This window comes from Blastopirellula retiformator (assembly GCF_007859755.1).
Taxonomy (GTDB): domain Bacteria; phylum Planctomycetota; class Planctomycetia; order Pirellulales; family Pirellulaceae; genus Blastopirellula; species Blastopirellula retiformator.
In genome coordinates this window covers 790469-807101 of sequence record NZ_SJPF01000002.1, presented here as the reverse complement: position 1 = coordinate 807101, position 16633 = coordinate 790469, and the positions used below count along the sequence as shown (strand labels likewise).

Sequence of the window (16633 nt, the reverse complement as noted above, 5' to 3'; positions counted from 1 at the left end):
CGCAAGCCGTTGCCAGGTATTTTAAAAGGCAAAGATGGACCGGTTCGTCGAACTATCCAGTGATCTGATCAGGGACGCTCATGCTGCGGCGAGTCTGTCGCGCCGCAGCATTGCTGAGCAAATCGAGTTCTGGACGCAACTAGCTGCCTGTTGAAAAATGCCCTCGTGGCATTTTCCAACCTCGCCAGGCTCAGAGCATAGCTCATCGCGGCTCGCAAAATGACGACTTACGTCGCTATTTTGGGATCGCATCCCTGCGATCCAGCAGCCCGTTGAGAAAATCAACGGACTGCTAGGGCAGGCGGTGGAATCGCGGTTGCGGGGCGAACCTTTGATTGCCCAGCACAAGTCTAGGGCATCGCGATCGCTATACGATGCAATCAGCGAGGTAGACTCGGCGAAGGGAAAAGATCGCGCTCGCGACTATTTGCAGAGGCGTCCTTTTCCTCACTTCGAAGCGGCGGTGGGCCAGCCGGGCCTCGTCTACAAGGTCGATGAAGACGGAACTCGGACACTGGGGCGGTTCGTCAATCGGCAGTTCTTCGCGGCCGATAAGTTGTGATTCTTATCCAGTTTGACAGATTGGGGAAATACTCCAGCGACGTTTCTTCATGCACGCCTTCGCTTGTCGCTAAGGGCAACAGCATGAGTCGCCGGAATCGAAGTAAATGCAGCTCTAATGCCCTCTCGCTCTTGGGGGGAAAGATCGATCTCTCCGCTCTCTGCATTTTTTTGGGGTGACTCTCCCAACCACTAGCACTATACTGAGAGTCACTCCAAACACCCACCTGCGTTTCTCCCATTTTGCCTCCACCAACTCCCGCCCGGGCAATCCAAGGTGAACATGATGTCTCGTGGAATCGCCGCTGCGTTTTTGGTTGCACTCGTCGGAAATTGCTACGCCCAGAACGAGGTCCATTTCGAGACCGAGGTCCGCGGCATCTTCAAAAAGCATTGCTTTCATTGCCATGGCGAAGAGGAGGCCGTCGAAGGAAATCTTGATCTGCGGTTGGTGCGGCGGATGGTCGCGGGGGGCGATTCGGGGACAGCGCTGGTCGCCGGCAATCCGCAGGAGAGCTTGGTTTATCAACGGCTAGAGTCGCGCGAGATGCCGCCTGACGAAAGCAAACAACTTTCGCCCGCCGAACTGGCGAAAGTCGAGCGGTGGATCGTTGGCGGCGCGACGACCGCCAGGCCAGAGCCAGAGGAGTTGGGGGACGAATACCTGATCACCGAGGAAGAACGGGCTCACTGGGCGTACCAGCCGATCACCAAGCCCGAGACGCCCACGGTCAAACATACCGAGCAGGTCGCCAATCCGATCGACGCTTTTCTGCTGGCCAAGCTAGAGCAGGAAGGTTATCAGTTCAGCAAAGCGGCGACGCTGTTGCACCTGTTTGGGCTTGAGCACGAGAAGCTCAGCTTCCGCCGCAGCGATCGCGATCAGACCCTGACCGACGGCCAGCCTGCCAAGATCGTTCACGAACTGCTCAACGCGTAGTGCGCCCAAGAAAAGGCGGCGGCGGATTCGCCACGGCCTTTGGTGATGCGTTTGTCGCGGTGCCTGCTATTCTTCTTCCGTCTCGGGCAGCTTGGCGTTGTGGTAGACGTTCTGCACGTCGTCGCAGTCGTGCAGCAGGTCCATGAACTTCTCGAACGTCTTGGCGTCGTCGCCGGTCAGTTCGGTATCGGTCTGCGGCAGGAAGGTGATTTCCTGAACCTCGAACTCGACTTCGGGCAAGGTTTCCTGCAGCGCTTGTTTCGTCTTGAAATAGTCGCTGGCCGCGGCGAAGACGGTTAGCTGGCCATTCTCTTCTTCGACGTCCTCGACATTGACGTCCGCTTCCAGGCAAGCTTCGAGCACCTGGTCTTGGTCGCCACCTTTGAAGGAGAAGACCGCCAGATGGTCGAACAGGTGGGAGACCGAACCGGAGTTGCCCAGCTTCGAGCCTGTCTTGGTGAAGCAGTTGCGGACGTCGGTGATGGTGCGGTTGGGGTTGTCGGTCAGGCAGTCGACGATCACCGAGCACCCGCCGGGGCCGTAACCTTCGTACCGCGATTCTGAGTAGTCCTCGCCGCCGGAGCCTTTCGCCTTTTCGATCGCTTTGTCGATCACATGGGCCGGAACCTGCTCTCGTTTGGCCTTTTCCATGATGGCCTTCAGCGTCGGGTTCGACTCGGGATCGGGGACGCCGTTCTTGGCGGCGACGTAGATCATTTTGCCGAACTTGGAGTAGAGCTTGGTCTTCTGAGCAGCCGTCTTGGCGATCGAGTGCTTCCGGTTCTCGAAACTTCGTCCCATGGGAGTGGTCTATTGACTCTGGCAAGTGCTGGTGAAAGAAATGACTTCCTAGAAGGATAGACAAGAACTCGCTTTCGGGCAATCACGACCCACCTTCCCCCCAAGAGTTGCGGCGGCGCCACCCTGAAAAAGGCGAAAATCGCGGGATCATAACGAGTTTGCCGGGCAGAATCGACGTCCAGTTAGCTCCAGCCTTTGAGCGGCCCGGTGCTGTCGCCGAAGCTTTCGGCCTCGACCCCCATGTGGTGCAGCAGCGAAACGTACATGTTGCAGAGCGGCGTTTTCTTGTCGGCGGTGATACGGCGGTTGGTCTTGAAGGTTCCGCCCCCTTGGCCGGCCAGCAGCAGCGGCAGGTCTTCTTCCTGGTGGGTGTTGCCATCTTTGATGCTCGAGCCGTACATCACCAGGCTGTTGTCCAGCAGCGAACGGCCTCCTTCGTCGAGCCCCCGCATCTTGTCGAGCAGGTAAGCGTATTGCGTCAGGTGCCACAGCACGATTTTTTCGTACTGCTGCCGCTCTTTCTCTTCGTTGCGGTGATGCGACAGACCGTGGAACGATCCCCGGACGCCATCCAAAAAGCTGAAGTTTCGCCCCGTCTGGGCGTTCCCCAACATGAAAGTCGAGATCCGGGTGGTATCGGTCCAGAACGCCAAGACCATGATGTCCAGCATCAAGCGGACATGCTCTGGGTGGCTTTCCGGAACGCCTGGTCCAGGACGGGGCAAGTCGAAGCGGCCATCGTTGATCCACCGCTTTTGCGGTTTGAGCGCCGTTTCGATTCGCTTTTCGACGCTGCGAACCGATTCGAGATACTCGTCCAGCTTCGCCTGATCGGCCTCGCCCACTTTGCGGCGAAGATCTTTGGCGTCGGACAAGACCAAATCAAGCACGCTGGCGTCATCACGGGCCAGCGAGTCGGCGACCGCTTTCTGGTTGGGATTGAAGCCAGAGACGACCGGCCCGGCCGAGGTGGTGCGGAACAACCGGTCGAACGCCAGTCGCGGCACGATCTCTTTGGGGACCGGCGTGTGCGGATCGCGCCACGCGATGTGCGATCCATAGATGCGGGTAAATCCTCCGCCGACGTTATCAACGCCGGAATAGGCGGCGTCGACCCCCAGTTCGAGCGACGGCAGCGGCGTGCGGTCGCCAATCTTGGCGGCCAAGACCTGGTCGACCGAGATCCCGCCGGTGTTGATGTCGCGGCCCGAGGTTCGCTCGACAAACCCGCCCGATAGCCAGGCCGGCACCTTCGGCCAGTGCCCGTTACGGCCGACCGTTTGCTTGTGCCAAAGGTTCTCGAGGATGGTGAGCTCTTCTTTAACTTCTTTGAGCGGCTCGAGCATTGGCGTCAGCTCAAAACTGCCGTCCTTGGTCTTGGCCGGGTTCCACTGGTCGGACCGCACGCCATTGGGGACGAACAGAAACGCAACCCGCTTCGGCGGTTTGCTGAGCGTCTCGGCGCCATAGCTGCGTCCGCTCATCGCTTCCAGCCACGGCAAAGCGAGAGCGGCGCCGGTACCTTGAAGCAGCGTCCTGCGCGAAATCGGTCGTGGCATGAGGTTCTCCTCAAAGTGGATTGGAAGGCCTAATGGGTGAGCCCAAAAAGGTGAGCCCAAAAAGGTGAGCTTAGTGGGCGGGCATCGGGGCAGCGGTCATCGCGGCGGTCTGCTGGCGATAGCGGAAGGGCGTGCTCAGCACGATCTGCTCGATCAACGTCTGCATTCGGTAGTCGTTTTCTTCCAGCGACGTGACGAGCGACTCGATGGTGCAGCTGTCGGGATCTTCCAGACTGCGCCCTAACGCATAACCTAAGACTTTTCGGCTCAGCTGACGAGTGAATTCCTGCTTCCGATCGAGCAGAATCTTCTTCAGCTCGCTGGGCCCAGCGAACTTTTCGCCCGACGGCATCAGTCCCGAGGCGTCGACCGGCTTGCCGTTCTCGGTAGTTTCGCGCCATTGGCCGAACAGGTCATAGTTGTCGAGGCCAAAGCCGATTGGGTCAATCAGATCGTGACAGGCGGCGCACGACGGGTTATCGCGATGCTTTTCAAGCTGTTCACGGAAAGTCTTCGCGTCTTTCTTCGTGCTGACTTTCGTCGGCAGCGCCGGGACGTCGGCCGGCGGACTGGGAACCGGCGTGCCAAGCAGCGTCTCCAGCACCCACGCGCCGCGAAGCACGGGACTGGTTCGCTGCGGGTAAGAGGTCAACATGTGCACGCCGCCTAGCCCCAGCAAACCGCCGCGCTGGCCGTTGCTGACTTCCACTTTACGCAGCTCACGTCCTTTGACGGCCGGCAGCTTGTAATGCTTCGCCAAACGTTCGTTGAGGAAGCAGTAGTCGGCGTCAAGGAACTCTAGGATCGGCCGGTTCTCACGAACGATGTAGGCGGTCAGCTGAATCGCCTCGGCCCGAAAGTCGGCCGCCAGTTCGTTGGAGTAGACTTCTTTGAAGTTGCCATTGATGGGCGCGATGCTGCCGCCAACTTCCTTAGTCCCCAGCCACTGACCGGTAAAGGTCTCGAAAAAGATTTCCGCCTTCGGATCTTGCAGCATGCGCTGGACTTCGGCCTGCAGGACCGGCGTTTCGTGCAGCTTGTTGGCCTTCGCCAGGTCGAACAGTCGCTCATCGGGCATGCTTGACCACAGGAAGTACGACAGACGCGTCGCCAGCTCGTAGTCGTCAATTGGCTCGAGTTCCGACGATGCCGGCCGCTCTTCGATCCGGAACAAAAACTGGGGAGAGACGAGAATCCCTTTTAGCGCCAGCTTGACGCATTCTTCGTACGGGTCGTTGCGTTTGGCGGCGCGATCGAACAGCGCGAGGTAGGGCGCCAGTTCGGCTTGCTCGACCGGGCGGCGAAACGCGTGCGTCGCGAAACGGCGAATCAACGCTTCGGCCGCTTTTGCGTTTTTTTCGTACTTGCCGTCGGTCGCCTCAAAAATTCGATCGTGAAACTGCTGCGCCTGCTTGGGGCGCTTGATGCCAACTTCACGGATGACCAGCCGGGTGACTTCGACGCTGGATTGATGCTTGGGATTGTGAATGCCAATCGCATGAAATCCACGTCCCAGGCGGACCTTCGTCTGCAGCGTTTGCAGGTCTTGGTTGGACTTCAGCGTAAAGCGATCGGCCGGCAGACCATCTAGCTTCAGGGCGAGCGTTACTTCTTGGCCTGTTGGATTCCGCACTTCGGCGGCAATCTCATAGTCGCCGCTGACGTAGATGATTGGGCCGGCCGAGAGATCGGCGCCCGGTTTCAGGATCCGCGGCTTTCCCGCTTTCGCCGGTTCGGCAGGCAGCAACTGATCGCTGGCAAACTCTTCTCGCAAGGGGGGCGTTAGGATTGCTGAGTCCAGAATCTCCTGGGCCGCTTCGACGTACCGTTCCATCAACATCGGCGGCAAGAATAGGGTCTCGCCGTTGTTGTTGAAACCTTCGCCGCCGCCGCCATCGGTCGGAAAGCTGTCGGCATAACCCAGCTGCGGGCCAACCAGGTCGCGGATGGTGTTCTCGTACTCCAAGCGGTTCAGCCGGCGGGTTGTCACCTGGCCGGCATACGGACCAAGCTCGCAGGCAGTCGCCCGCAAGTGATCGTCGATCCAGTTGGCCAGGGCGAGCCGCTCCTGTTCGCTCGGCTGCTCTTCGTCGGACGGCGGCATCGTTCGGTTGCGCAACTGGGCTGCGACGCTGCCCCAACTGCTGCGCAAGTGTTGAATCTGCGGCGCCGTTTTCGCCTGGAGAAAGCGAATGTGGTTGTCGGGATCGTCGGGATCGTGACACGCGGCGCAGTGGGTCTCCAGCAGAGGCCGAATCTTGGTTTCGAAATGGTCGGCCGCTTCTGGCTCCAAGGCCGAAACTGAGGAAATCGCAACGACCGCTAGCAGGAAGGAGAGTAGGGTAACGCTGTGGGCGCGCAAGAACATGGGCACGGAGGTGGGAAAGGGGGAGGGGAGGTTGGGTGAGCGGCTGTTTCTGAGCCCCTGTCTTTAGGATAACTGCGATTCTATCCTCCATATAGGGCAATCGCTGCGAAAAAAATGACGAATGCCGAAGCACGAACGACCCCGATTCGCGCGGACGGCACAGGACTGGACCGTTTCGTTTTTTGAATCGTAGTGGACTGGATCGCACACTTTTTTTGTAGGCACCAGCTCGACTGCGGGCAAGAATCGACGCAACCTCTTCTCACTACAGGTCTTTCGTTCCGCCAGGCGATCTCTACCAAAAGCACCTCCCAATCACGCTAAGCTCGAACCGCGCGTACACCGAAAAAAACAACGTCCCCCAAAAGACGCGCACGCAAATAGGCAACGAAGACCCACCCAGCTAACACCCCACAAAATCGCAGGCGATTGGTCTCTTCGTTGGGCTTACGTTTGCTCCCGTCCTCAAATCAGAAGCAAAGTCACCCGGCGGCAAGATCACTCCCCGTCTCCACGGGGTCGGTGAAAGGCAAAATCCTGCAAATCACTCGTGGGAATTCACCCACGGCATACCTGGACATATTTCTACCAAAAATCGAGGCAATCGGGCAAGCAAAAAGAGGGGCAACGGCTTAAGCTCGTGCCATTCGACCCCGTTCCCTTTTCTTCGCTCGTTATTGTTGTCGTGGCCGTAGCGACGCTACCACTATCAGGGCCAATTGCTATAAGCACTGCGGCTACCTTTTCGATAACAGGTGCTGCACAAGCAGCCGTCGTGGTTGGTGCAGGCTACACGGTCGTCCGAGCTGTCGATGAAGGGGTCAAAGATGCCGGACGCTGGACGGGCCACTTCGACAATGATACGTTGACTCCAATCACCTACGTGATTGCCCAGGGGACAGGCGATGAGCTTGCGCAAGACATTGTCCTTTCGGCTGACATTTCAGTGGCGACGGTTGAGATTACTACCGGAATTGCCGGAGGGATTGCGGCAGCGAGGGCTAGTTCAAGAATTGCCCCAGCAAGAGTTACAGGCAAGTTCCGTGGTGAGCCGTTTGCGTTTGGTACTGGCGCTCGTTCGCAACGGGCCTTGGCAATGGCGGAAGAAGCTGCCAAAGCGTCGAATGTCAGGCTTTTCGATGTGGTGGATGAAGTTCGCTATGTTCGAGGATCGTCATACTTCGATGTTGACCTTGCAGGTCGTCGCATTCTTCATATTGGCGAGAATGCCTTCGGAAGGAATCGCACTGGCCAAATCCTCGAAGCTACGCACGAGTTGATTCACGCTCAGCGGTACAACAATGTTCTGCGAGATAGGGGCGGGAACTTCGTTCAAGCCTATGACGATTACTTCTTAGCCAAGCCGTTCGGAAGTGATCTTTATGCGTTGGAGGAAGTGACAACGGAGTTGCTTGCTTTGCGACGTGTCGAAAACTATCTCGGAGGGCTTTCGCCGCAGCAGCGTGCTGCATCAACACGATACATCAACGATTGGCTGTCAGGATTCCGTGGCAACTAGTCGCAAAAATCACAAACATCAGGAGACCAAACATGTCACGACTTACGCTTCTCCAAGGTCTACTCCTAAATTTCAAGGGAGAGATCGAACCAAGGCGGCGGGAATACTTGCCGAAGAAGGAGGCATACGAACAATTGAAGTTACACACTGGCCAAGATTTCGGTGAAGACATTGATGCCTGGCAACAATGGATTCAGGATCACCCGACGTCGGTTCGGTCGAAGGATGCTTCGTCCGATGCTTCTCGAATGGTCTCAAACTTCTTGTCAAAGAAGTAGTTCACTTCGCCTTCTGCATCACGATCTTCGCAGGCTGAGCCGGTTTGAACGGTTGCAGCTTGGCCGGTTGAGCAGGCTTCCACGGCTTGAACACCGGCACGCCTGACGGCGGCGACTTCGGCTTTTTGCTCAAGCTCTTGTTCACCGCTGAATCTCTCGGCAACGGGTTCATTTTCGACAGCCCGATGACGGACGAAAAAAAAGGTGTCAGGACTCTTTATTCCTCCCGGTCGGCGACTCCGACTGGACCAATCAACCGCTCGCCGCGTGAACCTAGATTCCACCCTCCGCCCCCACGGCAGGCCGAAGAAAGGGAAGGACTCTCGAAACAAAGAGTCCTGACACCTTTTTTATCACAAGAGATTTTGCGAGATACGGCGGTGCCCAGCAGCGGCAGGCATTGCTAAATCAGGTCAGGGCGTCAGGTACGCTCAGCGAAGCAAAGGGAGTTGTTCATTCGTTCCGAGAGATGAAGCGGCTCGGATACGAATTGCAGGATGTTTCCTTTCACTACAGGGCAACCAAGGCTTGGATCTGATATTCCACAACGGCAGTCGCTACGCAGTCGTTGAGGCAAAGCACGGCAAGTATCTCTCGCTCCTGAAGACGTACAAAGGAAACCTGCGGCAGGGCAGTTTGCAGTACAATACGAGCCGCCTCCAACGCTATCTGCAATATGGAGATGGAACGCATGATGCTCTCGCTCAACAGTTATTGAAGGATGCACGTAGAGGACAACTGGAGAGCTTTGCCACCTTCTACAGAAGTGGTAGAATTCTCGAGCTTCCGGTAGGCTGGCCCAAGGTGAAAGCAGTTCCAAGGTAATACCAATGGCGATGACAGCAGAACAGATGATCGAATTCTTCGGCAAGGTGGCCAATGCAGCATCGACCGATGGAATGCATGCTGCAAAAGAGTCAGAGAACTATTACCTTGCCACAATCAATTGCAGCGAAGCTTTCAAGTGTCGCTTGATGAAAGGTCTTATTGAATGGCGAATGGGAACCGATCCGTCAGAGTCATTATCTGAGGCTGTAAGCGGTTTTGCGGATGATTGGGCAACAGTATTGGCGGTCGGCAATGGTGATGGCAAATCCGCTGACGTGCCAGCTGAACGGGTGGCCTTCGTTGCTTATCTGATTGGCAAGCCGCCTTCCATTGGCGTTTCTAGCGAGGGTTTTGAAAGCGACCGTCTCTTGGACGTTGTTTTGGGGGATTGGCTATTCGATTCATGGAATGGTGAATCGTGGGAACAGGGAATGGAGCAGCTTCGTGAAGCTGGCAGTCATTTGGCAGTTCAAACGCATGAACTATACAAAGCTGTTGCCCATGCAGCCGAGGCAGACTTGCCAGCACTATCGCAAGAAGGCGAGAAGTTATTTGCCAAAAGAAAGTCTGATAGCTTCTTTAGCGGTGGCGATCAGACAGAGGGCGGTAGCGAAGACAATAATGTCACCGTTGACTACAGGCTTGCAGCCCTACTGAAACGTGCTGGATTCGATGGCACCAGCGAAGTTCACGCTTGGAAGTGGTAAGTTACTTCGGCTTTTGCATCACGATCTTCGCAGGCTGAGCCGGTTTGAATGGCTGAAAGCGTGCCGGTTCAGCAGGCTTCCACGGCTTGAACACCGGCACGCCTGACGGCGGCGGCTTTGGCTTCTGCTTCAAGCTCTTGTTGAACGCTGAATTCTTCGGCAACGGGTTCGCTGGTGACATCCCCTTCGGTCTGCCATCACTTCCCAGCAACAGCCCTTCCTGTTGCTTCTGTCGTTCTCTGAGCCATTCGGGACGCGGGCCTTTTCTCTACAGAGCGGCGTCGCGACGCCTGCCAAAATCAGCAGGCAGCCGACGAGATAGAGCCAGGGGACTCGCCGTTAGGGAGTTCGAGCTATTGGTGAAGAAGACATGGCGGTCTCCATTTGGGGCGCCAAATCATCGCCATTTCAGCACGACCAACACACCAATTAGAAACAGCAACAAGAGAATTCCAGGCAAGAATACTCGGAGCAGATATTTGAAGATCGGCTTGTCATCAAGTTCCTCGACTTCCGTCAACTGCATGTCCAATCGTTCGATTTCCTCTTGATCATACTCGACACTGAGTCCGGATCGAAGTTGAGCAGAGTAACTGTTCAATTCGTCGTCATATTTTTCCTTCTCGAATTGAGAACCGTAACGTCCCGATGAAAGGCAGACGCTCTTCACTAGATCTTCACGGGCCAACTGAGGATCAAACGCACACTCGCCGCACTTGTTGTACGGAAACGATTTCTTTGCTCCACACTTGATACAGATCGCAGTCATAATCAGTCCTCACTACCGTCAAGCAACTCCCATATCCCGCCGCCGAGATGTGGTCGATTCTCGAATCGGCTGAATCTGGCGGAGCGTAGCGAAGTAGCATGATCGTCGCGGCTACTTCATCTGGTGCAGCGCGGCGGCGATTTCTTCTCTGACCGACTCGGCCGGTTCCGACAGCAGTGGAATGATCGGTCCGGTCTGGGCGATGCCGGCCAGTTCGGTGGCGCGGTGCAAGATGCTGATCGGGCCGAGCGAATCGCGGAGTTGTTCCAGCGGCAGGAAACGCTCGCGGATCGCTTCCGCTTCGTCCCACTTTTCGGCGTGAATGGCGGCGAGCAGGTCAGTCGACATCTGCGGGAAGATGCAGCCGCAGCCGGTCGTGAAGCCGCCCAGACCAAAGTCACGCATGTGGACGATCGCCGGTTGATCACCCAGGCCGCTTAAGATCAGGCTCTTGTCGATCTGGTCGGTCAGGCTGCGCAAGTAGTCGTCTTGGGTGTAGTCTTTGCGAACGACGGCGTACTTGATCGCCGAGATAACGCCGTCGCTCGCCAGCGCGGCGGCGTCTTCGACCGAAACCGTGCCGTCGTACTTCAGATACAGCACGACGGGCTTGCCCAGCTTCTCAGCGACTTTGCGAACCGCCGAAGCGATGCCGGGCGACGAGACGACGTCGCGCTGCGGCAACAGCATGACGTTCGGAAAATTGAAGTCGAGCAGGATGTCGACCTGGTCGAGCATCGTGCCGAAGGCCGGACCGATTGCCGGAATGACCAGCGTGTCGTCGGCGGCGGTCGTGCTGATCAACTCAAGCGCCGATCGATACTCGGCGAGCGTCAGATGATAGAAGATCGCGTTGCCGCCATAGAGCAGCGTCGAGATGCCGCCTTGCTCGATGTGCTTGATCAGCTTCGCATTTTCCGCGACGTCGAGCGCCCCTTCGCTATTGCGGGCCAACGACGGGACCGCCCAGACGGAACGGCAGATGGTTTCAGCGGTAAGCGGTTTGGTATCCATGGCCAATTCTGGTCCTTGCAGGGTCTGTCTCAGAAAATATCGGGGTCGGGCGTTTCGTCGCCGTGATGAAGGAAATCAAAATCGCAGCCGACGTCAGCCTGGGTGACGTGCTTCAGGAACATCGCTCCATAACCGCGGGTGTACCGCGGAGGGCGAGGTTTCCAGGCGGCGCGTCGTCGCGCCAGTTCGTCGTCGTCGACCAACAGGTTCAGACTGCGCTCAGCGACGTTCAATTGAATCAGATCGCCAGTCTGTACCAGGCCCAGCGGTCCGCCGACCGCCGCTTCCGGCGCGATGTGTAATACGCAGGCGCCATAGCTGGTGCCGCTCATCCGGGCGTCGGAGATTCGGACAAGATCGCGGACCCCTTGCTTCAGCAGGTGATCGGGGATCGGCAACATGCCCCATTCCGGAAAACCGGGGCCGCCTTGCGGTCCAGCATTGCGCAAGATCAAGACCGAGTCGCCGGTGATGCCGGATGCGGGATCGTTGAGCTTCGCCTTCAGCCTGGCGTAGTCGTCAAATACGACCGCCGGGCCGGTGTGGTCCAGCAATCGCGGTGAGGCGGCGGTTGGCTTGATCACGCAGCCGGACGGAGCGAGATTGCCCCGCAAGACAAACGTGCCGCCGGTTGCCGAAATTGGATTGTCGAGCGGCCGAATGATGTCGGCATCGATCACTTCGGCGGCAGAGATGTTCTCGGCCAGGGTCTGCCCGTTGACCGTCTGCCGCGTCCCGTCGATGTGCTCGCCTAGTTCCTTCAGTAGCGCCGGCAGTCCGCCGGAGTCGAAGAAATCTTCCATCAGGAACTTGCCGGCCGGGCGGATGTTGGCCAGCACCGGCGTGGTGCGCGACAGTTCGTCGAACCGCTCCAGCGTCAGTTCAATGCCGGCACGGCGGGCCATGGCGATGATGTGAACGATCGCGTTGGTCGAGCCGCCGATCGCCATGCTGGTGACGATTGAATTGTCGAAGGAGGTCGGCGAAAGGAAGGAGGAAGGTCGCAGGTCGGCCAGCGCCATTTCGACTGCGCGGCGCCCGGTGGCGACCGCCAGACGCGAATGTTCGGCGATGACCGCCGGAACCGACGAGGCGCCCGGCAGCGTAAAACCGAGCGATTCGGCGATCGCCGACATGGTCGACGCGGTTCCCATCGTCATGCAGGTGCCGGCCGAGCGAGCGATGCAGTTCTCGATCTGTCCCCACGACTCGTCGCACAGGTTGCCGGCGCGGCGTTCGTCCCAGTATTTCCAGGCGTCGCTGCCGCTGCCGAGCGTTTGATCTTTCCAGCGCGCCCGGAGCATCGGACCGGCGGGCAAGAAGATGGCGGGGCGATTGGCCGAGATCGCGCCCATCAACAGGGCCGGCACGGTCTTGTCGCAACCGCCCATCAGCACCGCCGCGTCGATCGGGTGACAGCGGAGGACCTCTTCGGTTTCCATCGCCAGCAGGTTGCGATAGAGCATCGTCGTCGGCTTCATCATCATTTCGCCGAGCGACATCACCGGGATCTCAACCGGAAAGCCGCCGCGCTGCAAGATGCCCCGCTTGACCTCTTTGACCCGTTCCGGAAAGTGCGAATGACAGGTGTTCAGATCGCTCCACGTGTTCAGGATCGCGACGACCGGCTTGCCGCGAAAGTCCTCGTCATCGTAGCCCATCCCTTTCAGCCGCGAGCGATGACCGAAGCCGCGGAGGCTGTCGGGGGCGAACCAGCGACTGCTGTGCAATTCGGAGTTCTCAGAAGGTTCAGCAGGCATGAAGCGAATCGTGGTTGAAGGTGCGTGGCGATTGGGAAAGGGCGCCTATTATCTTAGCTGTTTCCGGGCGTGACGAAACCGTCGTAACGCGACTTACGCAAGGGGGAAAAGGTAGGCCGCCAACAGCGTCGCCAGAAACGAGGCGATGCCCATAATCGTAAGCAGCACCGAGAAGGTTTGCAGCGTTTCTTTCTCGGTAAATCCACTCATCCGGCTGATCACCCAGAAGCCGCTGTCGTTCATCCAGGGCAGCGGTTTCGAGCCGCAACCGATCGCCAGCGCCAGGTAGACCGGATGAAACGGCAGCCCAATTTGCGTCGCTAACGGGACGACGATCCCAATGGCCGCGATCATGGCGACGGTCGCCGAGCCTTGAATGACGCGAATAGTCAAGGTGACGAGAAACGCCATCGCCAGTAGGCCGGACCCGCTGACCGACGACGGCATTAAGTTGGCGATCGTGGCGCCGACATCGGTTTGCCGAATCATCTCTCCAAATGCGCCGCCGGCACAGGTGATCAAGATGACGACGCCCCCTTCGGCCAATGCCTTCTGCACCGACTTGCCGAGTTCGACCCAGGTGGTCTTCGGCTTCAAGATCAGCGTTAGCATCGCTAACAGAGCGCCCAACGATAACGCGATGTTCTTATCGCCCAGGAAAGGAATGGCCGTGTCGAGAACCGGGGTCAGCGCACTGCCGAAGTCGGGCTTCGCGGCTTTGTAGAACGTTAGCAGCGCGAGCAGAATAATCGGGATGACGACCGGCAAGATCGAGAGGCCGAAGCTGGGGAGCCGCGAATCATTGGGCGGCGCCGCGTCGGTCACTTGTTCGGCTTCGTCGAAACGGAGCGGAATTTGCCACCGGCGATTGGCCCACAGCATGTAAATGTAACCGGCGAAGACGCCCCAGATGCCGACCGCAATCCCGCCGATCGCCATGGCGCCGATGCTGACGTTGAGTTCGCTAGCGACAAATAGCGGACCCGGAGTCGGCGGCACCAGCGAATGGGCGAGCGTTCCCCCGACGATGATCGACATCACGTACTTTAGGTAGTCGCGACCGGTGCGGCGAGCCATCGCTTGGGCGAGCGGCAACATCAGGAAAAACACCGTGTCGAAGAAGACCGGAATCGCCAAGATGAAACTGCTGATCACAAAGGCGAGCGTGGTCCAGCGCTGGCCGAGCGCCTGGCGAATGGTCTGCACGATCCGTTCTGCGGCGCCGCTGGTTAAGAGACATTGGCCGATGATCGAGGCCATCGCAATCAGTACGCCAATTTTGCCGAACGTCTTGCCAAGTGCGTCGGCGACGCGGCTGGTGGCGCTGGTTTCGGACAGCTTTACGGCTTGGTCGTAGTCGTGCTGAGAAATTAGCCGCGCAGGCAGTCGAGGCGATTCAGCCAAGTTTTCGCGGAGCGTTGCGGTCGATGCGTCGAATTGCTCGATCCAAACGGATTGCGCGTCTAGCTGCGGGAGATCCTCCTCGCCGCTGACGATGTAGTAGGCGCCGGGCTGGCTTTTAAATTCATCGCCCACAGCGGCTAGTTCTACCTGCTGGTCGGCAAGGGCGACGATGTTCGCCGCGTGATTGTCGAGCGCGCTTTCGCGAACGCAATAAGACGCCGTTGCGGCGGCGACGACCAGCGTGGCGAAGAATAGGGCCAGGAATGCATGCAGCCGAAAAAACAGCACGCCGCCAACGACGATGAGCATTCCCAAAACGATCGCAAGCATGTCTAGGGACGCCCAGTCATTTGGAAACTAGCGGAACAGCGGGAGGAAGGAAGATCAAAGCGGGGCATTCGGCCGGAAGGCTGCGAAGCTGCCACACGCTCGGTTAGCGTCCGGCATTTCGTCTTAGAGACGAAAAAGATTGTTAAACTACAAAACTTTCGAGCTTCCGCAGTAAGTCAGAGCGTAGCAGAAGAGAGCAGCGCAGGCAAACGGGGCAGCCCCGGCAGTTTCGCCTGCGAGTCGAGATCGAAGTCGAACGTATTCGGGCCGTCGGGCGAAATGGTCGCAGTGAACCCCGACTTCTCAAAATCGCGATACTTGGCCGGCGTGAGCGGCACTTTCTTGACCGGGCCGCCAGAACCGCCGGGCCCGGCATGTGGCCCCGACGCGGCGATCTCGATTCAGTCGTTTTTCTCGACGGTGACCTGAAAGTCTCCCTCGGTAACGCCGTCAAAGTCCTCGAACGTCGTCAGGCGATATTTGCCGGCGGCGTCGGTGACGCTGACGCCAGAGTGATTGCCGTCTAACAGTCCGTCGAGAAAATCAACGGACTGCTAATCCAGCGTGAGGGTGCAGGTTAGCCCCTGGCAAGAAGCCTCGCTATTTGCGAGGCGACTTGAATGCTTTGCTTGCAAAGATTCGCCGGTTCGGCAGATGTCCGACCGGCGTTGATTTCTCGAAGCCGAGCGAAAAACTCCGCTGCGGTTATGGGCTCTTCTGCAATCGCACCATCGCTTGGCCCATCGCTTCGCCGACGTTCATGTAGGTCTCGGCATTGTGGTTGTAATGACCATTAGAAGCGCCCCCTTGAGAAAGCGGATGCGTGTAGACGGTGGCGACGGCGCCTTTGAACTCGGGGTGCTTGTTAGGATCGCTGACGGCGAACTGCGCTTCGAGGATATCTTTCTCGGTCCCTTGGGCCGCGTCCTTGTCGGTTTGGCCAAGCGTTGCACAGACGAACTTGGCGCTCTTGGCGTCAAACTCTTGGCGGAGGCGCTGGATCAGGTTCACCAGGTTCTGTTCGTACTTCTGCGAGTGCCCCGGATTGTAGCGATCCTTGTCTCCTTGCCACCAGAAAAAGCCGGTCACTTCGTAGTCGGTGGCGCCGGGGTAATACTTGTCGAGATTGCTCAGCACCTCTTTCGCCCGGGCGATGTCGCCATCGTACTGAACGCCTGCTTTCCAGCCGATTGGCTCCGGCTCGGTCCCTTTCTCCCAACGCAGCGGGCTCTGTCCGTAGCCGGCATAGATGTAGGTCTTGCCATCCTTCGGATCGGTGAATTCATACGACGGCGAATCGGGGGGAAGCAAGTCCCAGCCGAGCGAACGATTGCCAATCGCACTTTTCAAAATCAGCACCGGCTCGTCATGCAACTCACCCAGATAGCTGCCGATACCGATCTCGACGCCAATCTTTCCGCCGGCGACTTGCAGCCAGTCATTCTTGCGGAGCGAAGTCTTGCCGGGGCCGCCGCTCCCCATGACCGCGACGTTGCGAACATCCTTGCGCACCGTCCAGGCGCCAGCTTCATTGACTAGATAGGGATAGAGTCCCTTGCTGTTGACCGCGTGCTCGAGTCGCCCATCTTCGTCGCCGGCGACCTTGCCCATCTCCAGCATGTTGGACTGCCCCATCAAGATGTAAACCTTCACCGGCTTGGTCATGTCGGCCGGCTTGCCATCCGGATCGGGAAGCGGGGCGGATGGTTCCATCGCCATCGCCGGCAATGCAAACGCCGTCACGATAAGAAACGTCAGCAGCAAGTGAAATAACGCGAGGCGTAACTTGGGCATG

Annotated in this window: 15 protein-coding genes; 4 read left to right on the top strand and 11 right to left on the bottom strand. The window is 58.2% G+C overall.

The genetic code is table 11. The features are described from left to right. Positions 1-34: 34 nt before the first annotated feature. Positions 35-154, top strand: coding sequence for a TA system antitoxin ParD family protein (locus Enr8_RS26610; protein ID WP_146431245.1), 120 nt, complete (start codon positions 35-37; stop codon positions 152-154). Positions 155-847: 693 nt separating this feature from the next. After that, a complete protein-coding gene (locus Enr8_RS10630) occupies positions 848-1501 on the top strand; it encodes a c-type cytochrome domain-containing protein (protein WP_246120028.1) in 654 nt (217 codons plus the stop codon). A gap of 66 nt (positions 1502-1567) precedes the next feature. On the opposite strand, the gene Enr8_RS10625 is transcribed toward Enr8_RS10630, so the two are convergent. From Enr8_RS10625 to Enr8_RS10615, 3 genes are all read right to left on the bottom strand, one after another. Continuing rightward, a complete protein-coding gene (locus tag Enr8_RS10625) occupies positions 1568-2302 on the bottom strand; it encodes a YebC/PmpR family DNA-binding transcriptional regulator (RefSeq protein ID WP_146431240.1) in 735 nt (244 codons plus the stop codon). Between the two features lie 182 nt (positions 2303-2484). Next, the gene (locus Enr8_RS10620) at positions 2485-3861 is read right to left on the bottom strand and encodes a DUF1552 domain-containing protein (protein WP_146431238.1); all 1377 of its coding nucleotides are present in this window, start codon (positions 3859-3861) and stop codon (positions 2485-2487) included. Positions 3862-3931: 70 nt separating this feature from the next. After that, positions 3932-6229, bottom strand: a complete 2298-nt coding sequence (locus tag Enr8_RS10615) for a DUF1592 domain-containing protein (RefSeq protein WP_246120056.1) — start codon at positions 6227-6229, stop codon at positions 3932-3934. A gap of 550 nt (positions 6230-6779) precedes the next feature. Between Enr8_RS10615 and Enr8_RS10610 the strand changes: the two genes are divergently transcribed. Continuing rightward, entirely contained in the window at positions 6780-7748 is a 969-nt protein-coding gene (locus tag Enr8_RS10610; RefSeq protein WP_146431234.1) for a hypothetical protein, read from the top strand. Positions 7749-8027: 279 nt separating this feature from the next. On the opposite strand, the gene Enr8_RS25390 is transcribed toward Enr8_RS10610, so the two are convergent. After that, positions 8028-8171 carry a hypothetical protein gene (locus tag Enr8_RS25390; protein WP_186767565.1) on the bottom strand — a complete coding sequence of 48 codons (144 nt, stop codon included), beginning with the start codon at positions 8169-8171 and terminating at the stop codon, positions 8028-8030. 365 nt (positions 8172-8536) lie between these two features. After that, positions 8537-8719, bottom strand: a complete 183-nt coding sequence (locus Enr8_RS25385) for a hypothetical protein (RefSeq protein WP_186767564.1) — start codon at positions 8717-8719, stop codon at positions 8537-8539. 137 nt (positions 8720-8856) lie between these two features. Between Enr8_RS25385 and Enr8_RS10600 the strand changes: the two genes are divergently transcribed. Then, positions 8857-9561 carry a hypothetical protein gene (locus Enr8_RS10600; RefSeq protein ID WP_146431231.1) on the top strand — a complete coding sequence of 235 codons (705 nt, stop codon included), beginning with the start codon at positions 8857-8859 and terminating at the stop codon, positions 9559-9561. Between the two features lies 1 nt (position 9562). Here Enr8_RS10600 and Enr8_RS25380 read toward each other — a convergent pair whose 3' ends face one another. From Enr8_RS25380 to Enr8_RS10575, 6 genes are all read right to left on the bottom strand, one after another. Continuing rightward, positions 9563-9724 (bottom strand): hypothetical protein, encoded by a 162-nt coding sequence (locus tag Enr8_RS25380; RefSeq protein WP_186767563.1) that lies wholly within the window; start codon positions 9722-9724, stop codon positions 9563-9565. A 234-nt stretch (positions 9725-9958) separates the two neighbouring features. Continuing rightward, entirely contained in the window at positions 9959-10330 is a 372-nt protein-coding gene (locus Enr8_RS10595) for a hypothetical protein (protein ID WP_146431229.1), read from the bottom strand. A 111-nt stretch (positions 10331-10441) separates the two neighbouring features. Further along, entirely contained in the window at positions 10442-11344 is a 903-nt protein-coding gene (locus Enr8_RS10590; protein ID WP_246120027.1) for a dihydrodipicolinate synthase family protein, read from the bottom strand. Positions 11345-11373: 29 nt separating this feature from the next. Then, positions 11374-13104 carry an L-arabinonate dehydratase gene (gene araD / locus Enr8_RS10585; protein WP_146431227.1) on the bottom strand — a complete coding sequence of 577 codons (1731 nt, stop codon included), beginning with the start codon at positions 13102-13104 and terminating at the stop codon, positions 11374-11376. A gap of 93 nt (positions 13105-13197) precedes the next feature. Beyond that, positions 13198-14838 carry a GntP family permease gene (locus tag Enr8_RS10580; RefSeq protein WP_146431225.1) on the bottom strand — a complete coding sequence of 547 codons (1641 nt, stop codon included), beginning with the start codon at positions 14836-14838 and terminating at the stop codon, positions 13198-13200. A 705-nt stretch (positions 14839-15543) separates the two neighbouring features. Beyond that, the gene (locus Enr8_RS10575) at positions 15544-16632 is read right to left on the bottom strand and encodes a sialate O-acetylesterase (RefSeq protein WP_146431222.1); all 1089 of its coding nucleotides are present in this window, start codon (positions 16630-16632) and stop codon (positions 15544-15546) included. Position 16633 lies beyond the last annotated feature (1 nt).